19 protein-coding genes and 1 tRNA gene are annotated in these 17,131 nt (G+C 58.6%); 3 read left to right on the top strand and 17 right to left on the bottom strand.

Going from position 1 to position 17,131, the window contains the following annotated elements:
• Window positions 1-23: 23 nt before the first annotated feature.
• The 15 genes from M7F93_RS02290 to M7F93_RS02220 form a co-directional block, all read right to left on the bottom strand.
• Window positions 24-452, bottom strand: coding sequence for a vWA domain-containing protein (locus M7F93_RS02290; protein WP_298168422.1), 429 nt, complete (start codon window positions 450-452; stop codon window positions 24-26).
• 238 nt (window positions 453-690) lie between these two features.
• Window positions 691-1,872, bottom strand: a complete 1,182-nt coding sequence (locus M7F93_RS02285) for a class II fructose-bisphosphate aldolase (RefSeq protein WP_298168419.1) — start codon at window positions 1,870-1,872, stop codon at window positions 691-693.
• 125 nt (window positions 1,873-1,997) lie between these two features.
• Window positions 1,998-4,349: a nitric oxide reductase activation protein NorD gene (locus M7F93_RS02280; RefSeq protein WP_298168416.1), complete on the bottom strand. Its 2,352-nt coding sequence runs from the start codon at window positions 4,347-4,349 to the stop codon at window positions 1,998-2,000.
• A gap of 15 nt (window positions 4,350-4,364) precedes the next feature.
• On the bottom strand, window positions 4,365-5,168 hold the full coding sequence (locus M7F93_RS02275) for a CbbQ/NirQ/NorQ/GpvN family protein (protein ID WP_298168413.1): 804 nt from the start codon (window positions 5,166-5,168) through the stop codon (window positions 4,365-4,367).
• Between the two features lie 275 nt (window positions 5,169-5,443).
• Window positions 5,444-6,079 carry a ParA family partition ATPase gene (gene parA / locus M7F93_RS02270; RefSeq protein ID WP_298168410.1) on the bottom strand — a complete coding sequence of 212 codons (636 nt, stop codon included), beginning with the start codon at window positions 6,077-6,079 and terminating at the stop codon, window positions 5,444-5,446.
• 36 nt (window positions 6,080-6,115) lie between these two features.
• Complete coding sequence (locus M7F93_RS02265) at window positions 6,116-6,394, bottom strand: hypothetical protein (protein ID WP_298168407.1); 279 nt, start codon at window positions 6,392-6,394, stop codon at window positions 6,116-6,118.
• Window positions 6,391-6,834 carry a ferritin-like domain-containing protein gene (locus M7F93_RS02260; RefSeq protein ID WP_298168404.1) on the bottom strand — a complete coding sequence of 148 codons (444 nt, stop codon included), beginning with the start codon at window positions 6,832-6,834 and terminating at the stop codon, window positions 6,391-6,393. The genes M7F93_RS02265 and M7F93_RS02260 overlap by 4 nt, the downstream gene beginning before the upstream one ends.
• A 13-nt stretch (window positions 6,835-6,847) precedes the next feature.
• Window positions 6,848-7,186 carry a BMC domain-containing protein gene (locus tag M7F93_RS02255; RefSeq protein WP_298168401.1) on the bottom strand — a complete coding sequence of 113 codons (339 nt, stop codon included), beginning with the start codon at window positions 7,184-7,186 and terminating at the stop codon, window positions 6,848-6,850.
• 46 nt (window positions 7,187-7,232) lie between these two features.
• On the bottom strand, window positions 7,233-7,529 hold the full coding sequence (locus tag M7F93_RS02250; RefSeq protein ID WP_012536699.1) for a BMC domain-containing protein: 297 nt from the start codon (window positions 7,527-7,529) through the stop codon (window positions 7,233-7,235).
• A gap of 31 nt (window positions 7,530-7,560) precedes the next feature.
• On the bottom strand, window positions 7,561-7,827 hold the full coding sequence (locus M7F93_RS02245) for a carboxysome peptide B (protein WP_298168388.1): 267 nt from the start codon (window positions 7,825-7,827) through the stop codon (window positions 7,561-7,563).
• Between the two features lie 10 nt (window positions 7,828-7,837).
• Entirely contained in the window at window positions 7,838-8,086 is a 249-nt protein-coding gene (locus M7F93_RS02240) for a carboxysome peptide A (RefSeq protein WP_298168385.1), read from the bottom strand.
• Window positions 8,083-9,516, bottom strand: a complete 1,434-nt coding sequence (locus M7F93_RS02235; RefSeq protein ID WP_298168382.1) for a carboxysome shell carbonic anhydrase — start codon at window positions 9,514-9,516, stop codon at window positions 8,083-8,085. The genes M7F93_RS02240 and M7F93_RS02235 overlap by 4 nt, the downstream gene beginning before the upstream one ends.
• Window positions 9,517-9,745: 229 nt before the next feature.
• Entirely contained in the window at window positions 9,746-12,046 is a 2,301-nt protein-coding gene (locus M7F93_RS02230) for a CsoS2 family carboxysome shell protein (protein WP_298168379.1), read from the bottom strand.
• 69 nt (window positions 12,047-12,115) lie between these two features.
• Complete coding sequence (locus M7F93_RS02225; RefSeq protein ID WP_298168377.1) at window positions 12,116-12,448, bottom strand: ribulose bisphosphate carboxylase small subunit; 333 nt, start codon at window positions 12,446-12,448, stop codon at window positions 12,116-12,118.
• Between the two features lie 91 nt (window positions 12,449-12,539).
• The gene (locus M7F93_RS02220; RefSeq protein ID WP_298168374.1) at window positions 12,540-13,961 is read right to left on the bottom strand and encodes a form I ribulose bisphosphate carboxylase large subunit; all 1,422 of its coding nucleotides are present in this window, start codon (window positions 13,959-13,961) and stop codon (window positions 12,540-12,542) included.
• Between the two features lie 144 nt (window positions 13,962-14,105).
• On the opposite strand from M7F93_RS02220, the gene M7F93_RS02215 reads away from it, so the two are divergent.
• Window positions 14,106-15,023 carry a LysR family transcriptional regulator gene (locus M7F93_RS02215; protein ID WP_298168371.1) on the top strand — a complete coding sequence of 306 codons (918 nt, stop codon included), beginning with the start codon at window positions 14,106-14,108 and terminating at the stop codon, window positions 15,021-15,023.
• Window positions 15,024-15,164: 141 nt separating this feature from the next.
• On the opposite strand, the gene M7F93_RS12020 is transcribed toward M7F93_RS02215, so the two are convergent.
• The gene (locus M7F93_RS12020; RefSeq protein WP_463670952.1) at window positions 15,165-15,479 is read right to left on the bottom strand and encodes a hypothetical protein; all 315 of its coding nucleotides are present in this window, start codon (window positions 15,477-15,479) and stop codon (window positions 15,165-15,167) included.
• A 90-nt stretch (window positions 15,480-15,569) separates the two neighbouring features.
• Window positions 15,570-16,175 (bottom strand): YidH family protein, encoded by a 606-nt coding sequence (locus M7F93_RS02205; RefSeq protein WP_298168368.1) that lies wholly within the window; start codon window positions 16,173-16,175, stop codon window positions 15,570-15,572.
• Between the two features lie 209 nt (window positions 16,176-16,384).
• Here M7F93_RS02205 and M7F93_RS02200 point away from each other — a divergent pair.
• Together M7F93_RS02200 and M7F93_RS02195 are read left to right on the top strand one after the other, a co-directional pair.
• A tRNA-Val gene (locus M7F93_RS02200) sits at window positions 16,385-16,459 on the top strand.
• Window positions 16,460-16,573: 114 nt separating this feature from the next.
• A partial coding sequence (locus M7F93_RS02195) for a site-specific integrase (protein WP_463670951.1) occupies window positions 16,574-17,131 on the top strand: 558 nt, incomplete at its 3' end.

The raw sequence follows: 17,131 nt of genomic DNA, 5'->3' as shown, positions 1-17,131 counted from the left end.
ATTATCGGCGGGTTCACCATCTGTCAGAAAAGAATGAGTGTTTTCTGGCTTGGATGCTGATCTAGCAAATGTCCCGCATGACGTAAAGTGGCACCCATGCGCGTGGAAAGCTGTCCCGTCATGTCGGCAAGACGTCCTTTCACCTTATCATCGTAGGACGTGCCGAAATCTTTGAACTTACAGAATTCTACATCGTGGCGTCCGTTGTAATCGAAGCCGCAAAGCATATATGGATCACCGATACGCCCAAGCGCCTCAGCAAGTAACGCCGTAGCTTCCCGAGCAAGTTGTAACACGCCCACATCGCCTTCACTGCGCGTTCTCAGGAGATCATTGGTGGATTCTGAAAGATCCATCAACAGCATGACTGAAAGATCGTGGATGTTCCGTTGGGTACGAATACTAATGCGCGGATCAGAACGATAAAGGCCTGCTGATTGATCTTTTTGCACAGAATACGTCCACGATGATTTTTCACTTTTTTCCGCAAGTTTTTCAGCCGTATTTGATCAAAACATTATGGACACCCGGATTCCACTGGTTTGCGCGGACGCACCAATAAACCCCGCTGCACCTGGAGACGGGTCAGTGCCGCCGCCACTCAGGTCTTGCCGACGCCCGTGTCAGTGCCAATAACAAAGAGCCCGGTGAGGCCTGCAGTATCTGAGATAACAACGTCGCTAATGGTTTTCATAGGCATTCCATGGCGTAGTCGATGCTGATTTCCCGGTCGGCCACGGGCCGGAAACGCCGGTTGGTGAAGGCCACATAGTCAGGGTGCTCATGATAGGAATCGATTACTTCCGGTGCCGCAAAGCGCACCCGCCAGCAGTAACGGTATTGAGCGCGTTCTCTCATCGCCTTACCCGTAATCACTGACCGCACTCCCGGAATGGTGCTCAGCGTCTGCTGCCCCTCGATCATCATCGCGGTCACTTCCTTTTCAGAAATGCCCATAACATTGTGGATGATCAGGTGTTCCACGAATGCCCACGGTCGACAGCATGCCAATACCTCTGCGGCCCTCCCAGCAGCACCCCACACGCGCATACAGCGCTCAGCCTCGGCGCTGATCGCTGCACCAACATCTTGAACCAAGTCCAGGTAGCCAGCGCCCGGCGCCGATTTTGCCCGGGCGCTGACCGCTGCGTTCGCGGCTTCAGCCAGCGCGGTAAAGTAGTTGATCTTGGCCACGCCATGGGCAATGAGTCGCCGAAATTGGTCATCGTCGAGCCGGGTTCTGCAGTGGATTGCCAGCGGAATACCCAGTGCCTGGTTGATGCTGCGCAGGCGCTGAATATCCAGCTTGGTTTTACCATTTGGACAGATTTGTTCCGCCCGAATGGACACCACGAGGAAGTCTACCCCCGTGCGCTCGACAAAGCCTTTCGCCTCGGCCACAGTGGTGTAGGGTAACGTGGCAGGACGCCGTTGGGCGTCTATGTCCTCTGCGTCGGGGACATAACCCAAATCCCCTTCGACCGGCACACCGCAGGCATGGGCCATCTCGACCGCGGTCTTCGTATGCGTCAGGTTATCGGAGAAAGTCGACTGTGAGGCGTCCACCATCACGCCGTTGCAACCCAGGCGGATAGCCCGCACCGCCGCTTCCAGGTTCGCTCCACGGTCAAAATGGAGGGCTACCGGCACCGCGCTACGGCGTGCCGCTGCCTCTACCCCTGACATCAGCAGCTCGAAATCGTAGTGCTCCAGGTGCGATTCGGACAGAGAGAGGATTACGGGGGCGCGAGACCGCTCGGCAGCGGCCATGACGCCCTCGACGAACTCCAGACTCACGACGTCGAAAGCACCTACCGCGTATCCGTGCGCATAGGCATGGTTCAGCAGATCTTTCATGTGCACCAAAGGCATAACGCTATCCCCCGAATGAATCCTGTACGGAAATATTTCCGTTCCCAGCGCCGCATCACCGGCACCAGCTCCGGTAATTCCTGACCCTGATCAAAGCGCTCACCCATCATCGTTCGGCTGGTGTTTCATCGGGTGAGACCCATGTAGAGGATCGGCAATTTTTCGGGCAATCTCTGCACATGATCCAGAACCACATAGTTGTTCGCGCCAAAAATGCGGGATACGTACTGGTCAGCCCGGGGATCGAGGCTCAGGCAGTAGGGAGAGATGCCGATTTGGGTCAGTTCTTCGACGGCTTTCTTGGCGTCATATCGCAGGTATTGGGGATCGCGCACATCGTTATCCGCCGGCTCACCGTCGGTGATCACCAGCAAGAGTTTTTTGTTGCTGGGCTGACGTTTCAAAATCGAGCCGGCATGACGGATCGCCGCACCCATGCGTGTGGATAGTTGGCCGCTCATCCCCGCCAGGCGAGATTTGGCATGGTCGTTGTAGGCTGCGCCGAAATCTTTGTAGCGAAAATATTCCACATCGTGACGGCCGTTTGAATCGAATCCGTGAATGGCGAAGGGGTCGCCTATTTTGTTGAGGGCATCGGCGAGCAGCACCGTAGCCTCACGTGCCAGTTGTAGTACGGTGCTTTCCGAACCCTGCACCGGATCATTGGTGGATTCGGACAGATCGATCAGCAGCAGTACTGAGAGATCACGCACCTTACGCACGTTGCGCATCATGATGCGCAAATCGGGCTGCTCGCCCATACGCATCTCAATCATGGCACGCACCGCGGCGTTCAGGTCTATTTCATCGCCATCCTCTTGCTTGCGCAGGCGCTGCACACCTTGCGGTTGCAACGCTTCGATCAGATATTTGAGTCGACCGATGACAGGCTTGTGCTTGGCCACAATTTCATCAATGATCTCCAAAGCGCCACTTTTGGCCCGCTTTTCCAGCACGGTGCACCAGTCTGGTCGCTCCAGTTGCATCTGGTAATCCCACTCCGGGTAATGATAGGGCTCCGGCGGTGGCTCGCGGCCTTCTTGCTGATTGAGACTGGTGGCTTCCTCATCGCGGAAGAATTCGCTGGAGAGTACCCATATTTCGTTGGCATCATCGCCGGCGCCGGGCACGTCGATGGCATTGACCATTTCCATCACGCTGACGTACTTGCGGATTTGCTGCGTAGTGACGCCGGCGATCACCTGCCCGACTTCGCGGACATCCTCGAACTCCCAAATATATTGGTTGTCGTCGCGATAGGGGATATCCGGCAGGCCCACGCTGCCTGAATAGACCATGCCAAGTTGCTGCATTTCCGCAGCAAGATGCAAACCGACCTCACGCGCCCATTCGGTGGAACCCAGACGATCCTGCTGCCCGTCGAACATCTGGCGACCCATCGCCACCCAAGGATGATCATCGGAATATTCCGGGTCCAGCAGAGCACGTGCCAAGCGCGCCATTAAGGACGCGGCATCGTTGCCGGATGCGGGTGTTGCCGTGTGTAGCGGCAACCAGATTTGCCTGAGGCCAGGAAACTGCTTGAGGGCGATGGCTTCCACGCGGGCATCCTCGATCAGACCAATGAGCACTCTCTGCAATGCACTCAGCCCGGTGCTGTCGAATTGATCTGTGGTGTATACCTGATGGCAGGCTGCGTGAGCGGCACTGGCACGGTATAGTTCAATGCCGGAAATGCGCATTTCCTCACCCGACGGTACCTGCCACACCAGATCATCATACGCATCGGGGAGATGGATAATGTATCCCTCGATGGAGGGTCGGTAGCCTTCGCGCTGCTCGAAGTCGCCGCTGGTGGGGCGCAAGAAGAAATCGCGCGCCCACAAGGCGCGCAAATACATGCCGATGCGGCGCTGCACGTCGATGAACAGCGTGCCTTTGCGTTCCTTTTGCAAAACGCCCATAGATTCTGGGCTTTCCAACGCGAAATATTTTGCCTGGCCATCAAAATCGGTCTTGTGCGCCTGCGCACCCCACAGCGCCCAGCGCCGCAACCCGCCCAGGGTGAGTTGGCCCAGGAGTGTGCTGAGGTGATCCAGCATCGGACGCACCCCGCGCGGCGCTTGCGCGAGCAGGGTATCGAGCAAGCGCAAATAGCCACGGAACAACTCCGGATCACCCAGTCGCGCAGCCGCCACGGGGCTGGTGGAAAACATCGCGGCAATGACGGTAGCGCTGGTCTTGGAATACATCTTGATAGCGGCGGCCAGCATTTCGTGGACGGCATCTTCGCCCAGTTCGCGCGCCACCGCCGGTGCGCTCTGAATGAACGACACCACCAGATCGGTGCCGCGTCCCAGGGACTTCAGGCTGGTCGCGCCATTCAAATAGTCATTCTCCAGTCCACGCGGGGTGAACACCCGCGCTGCCTCGTCCCAAGAGGCACGCAGTACTTCGCTAGCGTGCTCCCCGAGTTCGGCCAATATGTCCTGGTATTTTTCGAGTTCGACCGCCATCTTTGGCTCCGGATATCAGAAGAATGTACTCACCGCAGCGTCGAGTGCATCACGCATATCAGGGTCATCGGTGATCGGTCGAACCAGCGTCATACGGCATGCCGCCAATGGCTCCACACCCCGGGTAATAAGGCTGCCCGCGTAAATCAGCATACGTGTGGAGATCCCCTCGTCGAGGCCATGCCCCTTGAGATTGCGCGCACGTTCGGCGATGGACACCAGTTTGCCGGCGATTTCAACACCGACACTGGTTTCGTGGGCAACGATCTCGGCTTCAATAGCGTGGGCGGGATAGCTGAAATCCAGTGCACCGAAACGCTGCTTCGTCGACTGCTTCAAGTCTTTCATTAAGCTCTGGTAGCCCGGGTTGTAGGAAATTACCATTTGGAAATCGGGATGGGCCTGTACCAGTTCGCCCTTCTTTTCCAGCGGCAGCACACGTCGCGCGTCGGTAAGTGGGTGGATCACTACAGTCGTGTCCTGACGAGCTTCTACCACTTCGTCGAGATAGCAGATGGCCCCAAATCGCGCGGCAATGGCCAGTGGGCCGTCCTGCCAGCGGGTGCCGGAAGCGTCGAGCAGAAAACGGCCGACCAGATCGGATGCCGTCATATCCTCGTTACACGCCACGGTAATCAGCGGCTTGCCCAGCTTCCACGCCATGTATTCAACAAAGCGTGTTTTCCCGCAACCGGTAGGTCCTTTCAGCATCATGGGCATGCGTACCGAATAGGCGGCTTCGTATAGTTCCACTTCGTCGGCTACCGCACGGTAGTAAGGCATATCTTGAACGAGATATGGATCAATTTCGGGTGACATTCTTCACTCCTGAAGCCAAAAATAAGGCATTTAATCGGGCCACACCCGCCGCGGGTGCAGGTGCTTGTGCCCCTCTGAGCGCCGTGTGGAGGACCGTTCGTCCCCCGATGCGCGCGGTGATAGCGGCGGCTTCTCGTCCGGATGGGCCGTACTGCTGCCTTTCGCTTGGTCATCCGGCGCCACAGACACGCACGCCTCTGTCGTCGGCGACGGGGTATCGACTTGCTGCGCTTGAACCTGGCGTACCCCTTGCGCCAGTTTGGATCCCAACTTCTTCACAGGCATAAGACCTCCTCAATGATCGCTTCCATATCCGCCACGGCTGCTTGGGCGCGTTTGCCCAGTCCGTAGACGCTTGTCCCCTCGACCGCGGCGCTACGATAAGCCGCACGCCGCTGCATGCCGGCCTGCAATATCGGTATATCGAACTCCGCCAGGGCCTCGCGCATGGCGCGGGACAGGGCATTACGCGTTTCCAGTTGATTCAACACCAAGCCTGCACGCAGGCCTGGATTCAAGCGCCGGGCCTCGCCCAGCGCTGCCGCCATCCCCACACTGGCCCACAGATCAATCGGGGAGGGCAACACCGGAATCAATATCACCTGAACCGAGCGCATCACCGCAGCGACCAGGTCACCCTGAATAGCTGGCGGGCAGTCCACCACCACGTAGCGGTGGGTACATGCCAGTTGCGCAATGGTGGCGAAGGGATCATCGCCAGGCTGTGCCACTGGCGGCAGGCCCGTGTGGGTCGCGGCCATGGCGACCCACTGACTGATCGAACCCTGAGGATCGGCATCCACCAGGTGGGTGGCAGCGCGTTGTGCCAGACCCGCCGCAAGATTCAATGCCAACGTGGTTTTGCCGGTACCGCCCTTTTGGTTGATTACCGCGATGACCCTGTCCGCCATGTTTGCCCCTGCTGCCGCTGCTGGCGGTCCGCCGCTTTAGGCCCTGTCCGCCGTGGCCAGCGCTTCCATCTCGCCCATGAAGCTGGAGTTGCGCTCGGCCAGCGCAGCCTGACCTTCGGCATCGATACTGATGTTGACGTAGGTTTTTCCGAAGCTCACATTTGGATAGTAATCCTCGCGTTTGGACAGATCGGCCATTTGATCCAGAAAATGCCGCGTCGCAGCGTAGCTTCCAAACTCAAATCGCCAGTTCAACGTGGACAAACGTTCCTGTGGCCCTGATGCTGCCGCACTTGGATGAGTTCCAGCATTCATGACGTCTCTCCTTGATGCATCCCGGTCAACATGCCATCCAGATCACGCAAGTGACCCAGTTCCTCTTGCAGCAGGTCGGCGAATAAAGTTTGCGTCTCTGCTGCACGCACCCGGGCGCAGTAGTTGGCCGCTTCTTCGTACAGGCGGATCACGTCGATCTCCAGCCCGCGATCGATCAGTAGCATCTCCTCCAGGGATCGACCCGGACGAATGGGCGGCAGTTGCGTGCCATTGGAAGCAATACCCAATATCAACATGCGCTCAATCAACTGCTGTGCATGTCCGAGCTCTTCTTCCGCATCACGGCGGAAACGGCTACTGTATTCCTTCAACTGCCACATCGCGGTCAGGCTGGCCTGGGTGAGATACTGTTGCACGGCGGCCATCTCGGCACTGAGCGCGCGCATCAGGTAGCCCGTCATTCGCGGATCGTTCGCCATGGCCACGCCGGCGCTAGCTGAGTGACTGGCTGACCACGCCATCCAGCCCGCTGTCACTGGCATCGGGCGTCTTCGGTAGTATGTTTTCTACCTCTGAGTGCACGCGGGCGATGATATGGGCGGCCACCAGACCGTCGCCGACACGCTCACACGCATCCGCCCCGGCCCGCACTGCCGCATTTACCGCGCCGGTCTCACCGCGCACCAGCACGGTGACATAACCACCGCCTACGAACTGGCGACCCACCAGGCGCACTTCCGCCGCCTTGGTCATCGCGTCCGCCGCCTCAATCGCCGGCACCAGGCCGCGTGTCTCGATCATACCCAGTGCCACTCCGCTGACGTTTGTCATGTTCATCGCTCCATAGTTCCGGTTCGGTTGACTCAAGTAATACTGTTCATTCCACCGGGCTGCTGGGCAGAATATTCTCCACTTCACTGTGTACGCGGGCGATGATGTGGGCGGCCACCAGACCGTCGCCGACACGCTCACACGCATCCGCCCCGGCCCGCACCGCCGCATTCACCGCGCCGGTCTCACCGCGCACCAGCACGGTGACATAACCACCGCCTACGAACTGGCGACCCACCAGGCGCACTTCCGCCGCCTTGGTCATCGCGTCCGCCGCCTCAATCGCCGGCACCAGGCCGCGCGTCTCGATCATACCCAGTGCCACTCCGCTGACGTTTGCCACTTCAACTACTCCTTTTCGGTTAAAAAAATGGTTAGTTCCCTGTCTGGCTACCGCTGGGATCCCAGTGATCGATGATCCCGGCGATGGTCAGGTCAGTCAGTATCCGATAATCCCCCGCAGCGTAACGGGCGGCCGAACCGCTCACGGCAATCACCCATTTGCCTGGTGGCGCACCGACCGGGTCAGCGGCCACGCTGAGCCGGCCCTTCGCATCGGTGAGCACCCGAAGCGATGCATTCTGCAGGCCCGGTATACGTCGGGTGGCCACGAGATCAGAGACGACGCGCATGATGTCCATATCGGCCCCCTTAATCTTCCGACCAATGGTCGATGATGCCGACGATGGTAAGATCGCTCGGAAAGTCTTTACTGCCCGCCGCTTCGCGCGCTGCGGACGAACCCACGCAAATCACCCAGTCGCCAGCGACACACCCCACCGCATCCACGGCGATGCTTCTTGCACCGCCTTTTTCCTTGACCACCAGCAGTGGGCGGTGCCCCATTTCCTTGATCCGGTTGGTCGAAACCAGGGTTTTTTCCACCTGACAAATCTTCATCGCGCGTTCCGCAATACCGAGGCGCCATCCGCCTCGAGCGCTTCGATCGGGCTGCCCGAGGGCTTGTCCTGCACGGTCATGCCGCATACCAGCAAACCCTGCCGATGCAACTCTGCATAGCGCGCCTCGATCGCGGCCCTGACCCTCTGGCAGTGTTCTACCGTGCGTTCGCGACTGCCGGGCACGCGCCGGTCATAGCGGAAATGAATCGCCACCGGCACGGGTAATCCGTGTAGCACATTGATCCGGCTAAAAATCTGAATGCCCACATCGAGATCCGGCCCCCCTTCCTCCACCGTGTGCAAGTAAACGAAATACGCCAGGTTCCGTACCTGAAATTCTTCGAATCCATCCCCCACGCTGATGAAGCGTTCGTTGTGACCAATGTCCGGGTAGCGTCCCTCCCAGTTGCCGCATACATACTCAATCTGCGACAGGTTGTTGATCAGTAGCGTGGCGATGAGCCGACGCATACCCTCGTGTGGTTCGCCGTTGCCCATGCCCCAGCCGTCCGTAGCACTAGCGGCTTGAATCGCCTGATACACCTTGAGGCGTGCAGTGCTGGCGTCATCGTTGAGTGTTTCCTTATATAAGGTCAGGTTGCTGACCCAACGATACAAACTCATTTCGCCATCGGCATCGGGCACATGCACCTTGATGCCATCGGTATCCGTATCGACCCCAATCAGCAAGGTGTCTACCGAGGCCCCGCAGCAGAAGCTGTTTTCGATGGCCTGACGGAATTCACGCAATCGCCCCAGGCCGGCTTCTGCTGCATCCCTTTCGTTGCTGTGATGCGCCGCACAACCCTCGTGGGTGGGATCGGAACTACTCCAGTGGTACACCACTATTTTCAAGTACCGCGTACCCGCGTCGGCAGGCACCGGACGGCCTTCGCGATAGCGCATCAGTTCGGTCTCGATCCAGCGTTTGACGTTGGCTTCCACGTCGAACATGGCACCGGCGTAAGCCTTGCGGCTGCGCACCGCGTCATCGGGCAGACGCAGTATGTAGCGTATCAGCCCCTTCAGACGCCCGTCCGAGCACGGCGTGATATCCACCGCGTGGTAGCCACAGTCGAGCAAGAAGGAGCTCATCTCGTCCGAGTTCTGCAGCGGCGGCGCGACCTGCGTTTGCTCTGCCATGAGGCGAATGGTGTGCATGACGCACGCTCCATACAGCGCGCGCATATCCAGCTTGGCTATCCAGGCATCCTCCAGAATGCTGGCGGGCAACGTGAAGCCCAGATCCGCGTCGGCAACGCGCTGTGCGCGCTCAGGAAAATCGGCCTCATGCTGCTGGGCGGCAAGCCGCTTCAACGCCGGAATGATGGCCGCGAAGTGCCCCTTTATCGCCTGCTCGTGGGCCAGCAGGCGGCGGTTCTCCGACTCATTGCTGAGCGGGTGCCGACAAGGTCGTCCCTGGTCCATAGCGCAAGCCGGGTTAGCTGCACGCATCGGACTGTGCAGCAGTTCGTGTGATGCGAATGCCCGCGACGGCGGCCGTGCTTGTAACGCACTGGCTGGCGTACCCAGACCATAAGGGGGTCGGTTTGCTCCTGGCTGAGGGCTCAGATGCCGCCCGGGACGGTTTCTCGTGTTCATCGCAATCTCTGGTCCGTGTTGCGTGGGTGGGCGTACAGTCGCCGTCGGTATCACATCAACCTCGTGCGCCGCCGGAATAGGTAATAGAAGAGCCTTTGGCATCGTTGCCGCTGCTGCCAGTCACTCGGCTGATGGGCAACGCCGGCCGCTCGCGGTCTTTCATCTGGGAAGCCCCAAGCACCGTACCGCGTTGATCTCCACGCAAGGTTGGGTTGCGGCGCGTAGAGGTGCCTTCGGTGCCGGTAATGCTTTCATTGCGCCTCCATGCCGCCCCCGTGATGGCAAAACCCCCTTCACGTCCATCCCCGGTGAGGCGGCTGCGCGGCGCTTCCACCGGTGCAGCACCATGGGCCTCTTCCCGATAACGGAACTCGGGCGTACCGGAGACCAGACCAGCCGCCAGATTCACCGGACCGGTAATGCGTCCCACCGCGCCATAGGCGGTACCGGTAACGCGGCTGAGCGGTCTCTCCTGCGCGCTGCGCGCGGGGGTCGTGACGCTAAAATTTCCGCGGACTGCTGCCACCTCCGGGGCAGCGACTGCCGTATGCGGTGCATCGACCGGGCCACGGGTGAGTGGATGCATCCGCGTCCCATCTCCACTCTTCTGCAGTGCCCGCTGATCAGTACTCGCATAAGGGGCGCCACTCAAAACCTGCCCTTCACCACGAGCGGAACCGGTCACCTTGCTGTCCGGTCCCAGCCGGATACCGGTCATCATCGCATCGGCGACGCCACTTTGGCTCGCCATCAGAGCCCGTGCCGTGGCCTGATGGTCCGCTGTGCAAAATGCCGCGTACTGATCGGGACCGGCATATTCCGTGCCCGTGACCGGCTGGCAACCGCCATATTCATCGCCGGTCACCTTGGAACTGCGTTCCACCGACGTGCCGGATACCGGCTGCTCGTGCCAGGTGCGCATCACGCCGACTTTTTCCGGTACAGAAACGGGCTTGCGGTTGCAGGCCTGATACTGCGCCAGTCCGGCAGATTCTGTGCCCGTCACACTGGCGCACACTCCACGTTCCGTACCCGTCACGCGGTTTCCCGTGGCGGTCTCCGTACCCGTCAAAGCATGCTCGCGCAGCGTACTCATCACGCTCACCTTGTGTGGAGCGCTGCCGCCGTCGCGACACAGGCTGCCGAACGACTCCGGCTGGTAATATTGGCTGCCGGTAAGCTTGCGGCAGGATCCGGGCTCATCCCCGGTCACTCTGGCGCTGCGCCCGACTTCGGTTCCACTCACGCGCTGACCAGCCTCGGTGGCGGCTACGCTGACCTTGGCCGGCGTCAGCACTGGCCGGGTTGCGCAAAAGGATTCAAATTTGTCGGCGCTGAGATATTCGGTGCCGGTCACGGCCTTACAGGTGCCATGTTCATCTCCGGTGACCTTCACGCTGTGTCCAAGCTCGACGCCACTCACACGCTGGCCTCTGGTGGTCCGGCCTACGCCAACCTTAGCCGGAGCCGGCTCTGGGATGGCGGTGCACAATGCGCCGTATTGCTCGGTGCCGATATATTCAGTGCCGGTGATGGCCCGGCAACTGCCCGGTTCGGCGCCTGTGACCCTGGCGCTACGCTCCACCTGGGTGCCGGTCACGGATGTGCCACTCAGGGTAGTCCCTTGCTCCACTTTGGCAGGTGCTGCAGGCTTCTGACGGGTCCGGCCGCTGGGCCGACACGCGGGGTGGTCGCCGCGCCCTTGCTGACACAGCACCTCACGGCGCGCCTGGGCCGCGTCGCGCCCACTCAATCCTGCTACGGCGCAGGACGGCCTATTATTGTGCGATGTACGCGAAACATGAGTCCGAGACGGCTCCGCCGCCATCTTTCCTTGACTGGAAAGCGCGCGGCGGCGCTCCTGGCAGAGCTTGCGCACCGCAGAGGCGCTCGGCCCGGCCACTGATGCCGGGTCTTCGTCTACCAGCGCGCATGCCGCCTCAAGCAACTGCTCCCGCTCGGCGATTTCCGTTGCGTCCTTACCTTTTTTGCAGCCACAACCATTCGGGGCGGTTAAGCTTTGCGCGGCAGCCGCCGCCGCCGCTTCTACAGGCGCGACGGTGACAGTCGGTATATCCGAGGCAATTACACGAATCCCCGTATGCGCCGTAGAGTTGGCCTGCGCAAGCCCTATGGCGCCACCCTGCGACAATGCCTCACGGCGCGCACGGGAAAGCGACTTGCCGGTAGCCCCTGTCGCCTCCATGGCGGCCATATTGCTCGCTGTCCGCACTGGTGCGGACGGTTTTGCCCCCAGCGCGGCGGCACCGTTGTGTGACAGCGCCCGCCGCCGCTCCAACGCAGCGGCACGTGTCGAGCGCGGAGATGCCATATTGTTTGCCATAGAGTCGCTCATGCCTTGATCCTTCCGTATCCATCAAACCCCTGCGCAGGCTAACTGCCGGATAGCCCGCACCCATCTTGCTTATCGCCCGCGAAACACCACAAAGGAGCTGCCCTGGCTCTGCGAGTAGTTGTCATACCCGATCAGACGCACATGGTGGTCGGGATGGGCGCGATGGCACGCCTCCAGTTCGGCAATAACGGTGTCCACCGACTGCTCGCCGAACATGGGCAGCTTCCACATGTACCAGTAGTATTTCGAGGCGCGTTCAGGCTCCACATGCTCGATGCCGGGATTCCAGCCCTGACTTACGAGATAGGCGATCTGACGGCGCATCTTTTCCGGTCCCATTGCCGGCAAATAGGAGAAGGTTTCGTACTTGGGTGTGGAGTTGTAGTCTTGAATGTCAGCCATTTTCTATCCCTTTCTTTGGCGCGCGGAGCGAGCCGTCAAGCCACACGCCGCGCGGGTTTTCGTTTGTGCCTTTGCGATTACGGTCCCGGAATCAGCGGTTCACTACGTCCAGCTTGTCTACGGTGTCGAACTCGAACTTGATCTCTTTCCAGGTTTCCAGAGCAATCTTCAACTCCGGGCTGTCTTTTGCGGCGTTGGTGAGGACGTCCTTGCCCTCGCGCTCCAGATCACGCCCTTCATTGCGCGCTTCTACACAGGCCTCCAGCGCAACGCGATTGGCAGCTGCTCCGGCAGCGTTGCCCCATGGATGCCCCAGCGTACCGCCACCAAACTGGAATACCGCATCGTCGCCGAAGATCGCTAACAGCGCTGGCATGTGCCAGACGTGGATGCCACCAGAAGCCACGGCGAACACGCCTGGCATGGAACCCCAGTCCTGGTCAAAGAAGATGCCGCGACTGCGGTCCTCGGGGACGAATGACTCGCGCAGCAGGTCGACCCAGCCCTGAGTGGCGCCGCGGTCACCTTCCAGCTTGCCAACCACTGTGCCGGTATGCAGGTGATCACCACCCGACAAACGGAGCGCCTTGGCCAACACACGGAAGTGGATGCCGTGATGCGGATTACGGTCCACCACCGCATGCATGGCACGATGAATGTGCAGCAAGATGCCGTTCTTCCGGCACCAACGCGCCAGGCCGGTATTGGCACAGAAACCGCCGGTGAGGAAGTCGTGCATGATGATGGGCATATTGAGTTCCTTGGCGAACTCGGCACGCTCATACATTTCCTCGGGCGACGGCGCTGTAACATTTAAATAATGTCCTTTGCGCTCGCCAGTTTCAGCTTCGGCTGTGTGGATCGCGTCGGCCACGAACAGAAACCGATCGCGCCAGCGCATGAAGGGCTGCGAGTTGACGTTCTCATCGTCCTTGGTGAAATCCAGACCACCGCGCAGACACTCGTAGACCGCACGACCATAATTCTTGGCGGACAGGCCGAGCTTGGGCTTGATGGTACAGCCGAGCATCGGTCGGCCATATTTGTTCATTTTGTCGCGCTCGACCTGGATGCCGTGGGGCGGTCCGTTGCAAGTCTTGACGTAGGCGAGCGGAAATCGCACATCCTCCAGGCGCAGCGCACGCACGGCCTTGAAGCCGAACACGTTACCCACCAAAGAGGTGAAGACGTTAACCACAGACCCCTCTTCAAACAAATCTATGGGATAGGCAACAAAAGCGTAAAAGCAGGTGTCATCGCCTGGCACATCTTCAATGCGATAGGCGCGGCCCTTATAGTAATCCATGTCAGTCAGCAAATCGGTCCACACCGTGGTCCAGGTGCCGGTAGAAGACTCGGCGGCTACTGCGGCGGCGGCTTCTTCTCGATCCACGCCTGGTTGCGGCGTAATCTTGAAACAAGCTAGGATATCGGAATCCAAAGGCACGTACTCGGGGGCCCAATAGGTCTGCCGGTAGTCCTTTACACCGGCCTCATACTTTTTTACGGCCATGCTTGCTCTCCTTGTGTCATGGTAGGCAACGATGATTGGAACCACTGGTTAGGTTCCAATGCTTGAGTGGCATTGTGGACGATCTGTTAATTCATAAAAGTTAAATATATTTACTATTATAATTTACTATGGTTTACTATTGGTATGTCCATTCGTCACGCAACCTTGCACCAACTCAGGATCTTCGCCGCCGTAGCTCGGCATATGAGCTTCGCCCGTGCCGCTGAAGAATTGCATTTGACGCCACCCGCTCTGTCTATTCAGGTCAGGCAACTCGCCGAGGCCTTGGGTCAGCCTCTCTTCGATCAGATTGGTAAGAAAATCTATCTGACAGCGGCCGGGGAAGCGCTGACGTCGGCTTGCCAGGATGTTCTGGACCGACTGGAATATTTCACCCAGGAGTTGGCCGCCCTCCAGGGGCTGGAGAAGGGCAGTTTGAAGGTGGCCACGCTCTCCACGGCGAAATATTTTATCCCACGTCTGTTGGGGGGGTTCTGCACGGAGCATCCTGGTGTCGATACCGCCCTGTTTATTGGTAATCGGGAAGCCTTGCTGGAGCGGCTCGTGCATAATCAGGACGATCTTTACATCCTGGGTCAGCCGCCGGAACACATGAATGTTATTGCGGAAACTTTTGCTGACAATCCCTTGGTGGTGGTGGCCCGATCGGACCATCCCCTGATGCAGGAAAAGGATATCGAGCCATCCCGTCTGCGGGACGTGCCATTTATTTTGCGCGAGCCCGGTTCGGGAACGCGCCTGGCCGCAGAAAAGTTTTTCGAGCAACATGGCGTCGCTCTCAAAACGCGTATGGAGTTTGGTAGTAATGAGGCCGTCAAACAGTCCGTGGCCGGCGGTTTAGGCATTGCCGTGATCTCTGCCAGTACGATACGTGCGGAACTCGCCAGCGGAAAACTGGCGATACTCGACGTGCGTGGTTTTCCGCTGGAGCGCAAGTGGTATGCAGTCTATCCGGCTGGAAAGCAGCTTTCTCCAATCGTCAAGGCCTTTATGGAGTACCTGTTCGCTGCATCGGCTCATGGTGAAAGTGGACAGCGATAGGACAAAGGGCCACCGACGGTAAAAGGAGAAAGGGCCATCTGCGACGCGGGGTCGGAGAACACACCCAACCGGTGTGCAGGAGAGCTTCTGAAAACCTGTTGCTATACCTCGTCGCTGGAATCTACGGCATGCACTCTGACTTTATGCCGGGGCTGCACCAATTTGCCGGATGCCTCCCTCGCGAGTCAGCGCGCCAACATAATGATCGTTGCGAGCGTTGCACCTGCAAGGGCTGAATGTGTAGTACACGATGCGATGCCGCTGCCAGCCTTCGCCAAGGGTGGAGTGCTTGAAGCTTGAACAGGACAAACAGGTTTGGGCGATGGCCCCGATCCGGAAGAAGGCGTCATTGGCGCTTTCCTGACCACAAGGTATCCGTTCCATGTCGAAGCCGATTTTGAGCTCCTTGATGCCATTTTCGGAGTGTTCGTCCCGCTGGCAGTACCAGATCAGCACATCGGCGGTACTGCCGGGACGATTCAGGATTGTATGCGCTGCCTCGGAGTATGCCTGGCGCCCGTAGACGGATACCTTATGACATAGGCATCAGGGCGACACATGGATGATCATAACTGCCAGAACGAGTGTGATGCTCAGCAGAATGGCACCATAGAGACCGTAGAGAAATTTGTGGACATGATAACAACCTTCGTCCACTTTTTTGACCGTGCGAATGAAGTTGATACCACCGATCACCAGATTGGTGATACCGAGGAGAATAAAGATGATACCCATCCCGGAAAAGCCTGCTCCCATGACCAGCTTGGTGTGCAGCATGATGGATAGCTGCTCCAGAAAGAAGTCGAACTTCTCAATGACAAAACCAAAGGCAATCAGGCCAATACCCGTTCGCACCCAAGCTAGGAAAGTGCGTTCGGCGGCCATGTAAATGCGCGGATCAATGATTTCTTTTGCAGCCACGGGGGGTCCTTTTTCGATGTGCTTCAAGTCTGACATAAAGCGAAATCCTATCACAAAAATTAGGGCGATGGCGGGCCAGGTCAGCCAGTTGAAAAGTTCGGTAAAGAAATGCGCCAACGTAGCGTAATGCAGTGCCTTAAATAGCACAGCCAGGCGCGCGGAAACCAGGCCGGTGCCGATGGCGACGAAGAGGAGTTTGAAATAACCTAGATAGGTGCGCTCCAAGGCCATGTACAGCCGAGGTTCTTGAACCGTCGGCAGGTGTCTCAGGAACATCATGGATAGAGTGACTGTCGCTGATGGGACATCTAAGGTACCTGTGGGGTGACAACGGCGGGCAGTGTAACGTGAAAAACCGGGTGTGAGAAGGTCGAAAAATGATTGACCTTGAAGCCTATGCTTGATATTTTATGCCCTCTCCAGATGAGGTTGCTCATTTTGGGCGGTTAGCTCAGTGGTAGAGCACTGCCTTCACACGGCAGGGGTCAGTGGTTCGAAACCACTACCGCCCACCAATTAAAACAAATGGTTACGCGTGTGGCTTGAGTTCGCCATACGTGTTGTGCCATTTCTGTGCCAATGCTTGCAACAGCAGTTGCTATACATGGTCCCCTGTACTGGAGACCGATATGGCAACATTTTGCAAACGTGGTAAGCGCTGGCTGGCACGAGTACGGCGAGACGGGCAGGAAACGTCCAAGACATTCCCCACCAAAATCGAAGCCCAAGCGTGGGCTTCGATCATTGAGTCCGAGCTGGTCAGGGGTGTCTACCAGGATCGCTCCGAGGCTGAACGGGTCAGCTTGGCCGACCTGATAGACCAGTATCTGGTCAAAATCACCCCTACCAAGAAAGGCGAGGCTTCGGAGCGTAACCGTTTGCTGGCTATGCGGCGGCACCCCATCGCGGCCCTGAAAGTGGCGGCCATTTCTGGCATGGTAATGGTTCGTTATCGGGATGAGCGCCTCAAAACAGTAAAACCGGACACTATAAATCGTGAGTTGAGTTTGCTTCATCATGTTTTTGAGGTGGCGAGGAAGGAGTGGGGCGTCGGTATTCCGGTGAATCCGTTAAGTATGGTCAGGCGCCCGAGGAACGCCCCGGGCCGTGAACGACGACTGCTCCCCGGTGAAGAAACTCGATTGCTGGCAGCTTTGGAAGTGATAGAGAGGCGGGCCGATGGTACT

Source organism: Acidithiobacillus sp. (genome assembly GCF_027322205.1).
Taxonomy (GTDB): Bacteria; Pseudomonadota; Gammaproteobacteria; order Acidithiobacillales; family Acidithiobacillaceae; genus Acidithiobacillus.
The sequence above is the reverse complement of the archived record's forward strand: the minus strand, read 5'-3'. Positions and strand labels throughout refer to the sequence as shown.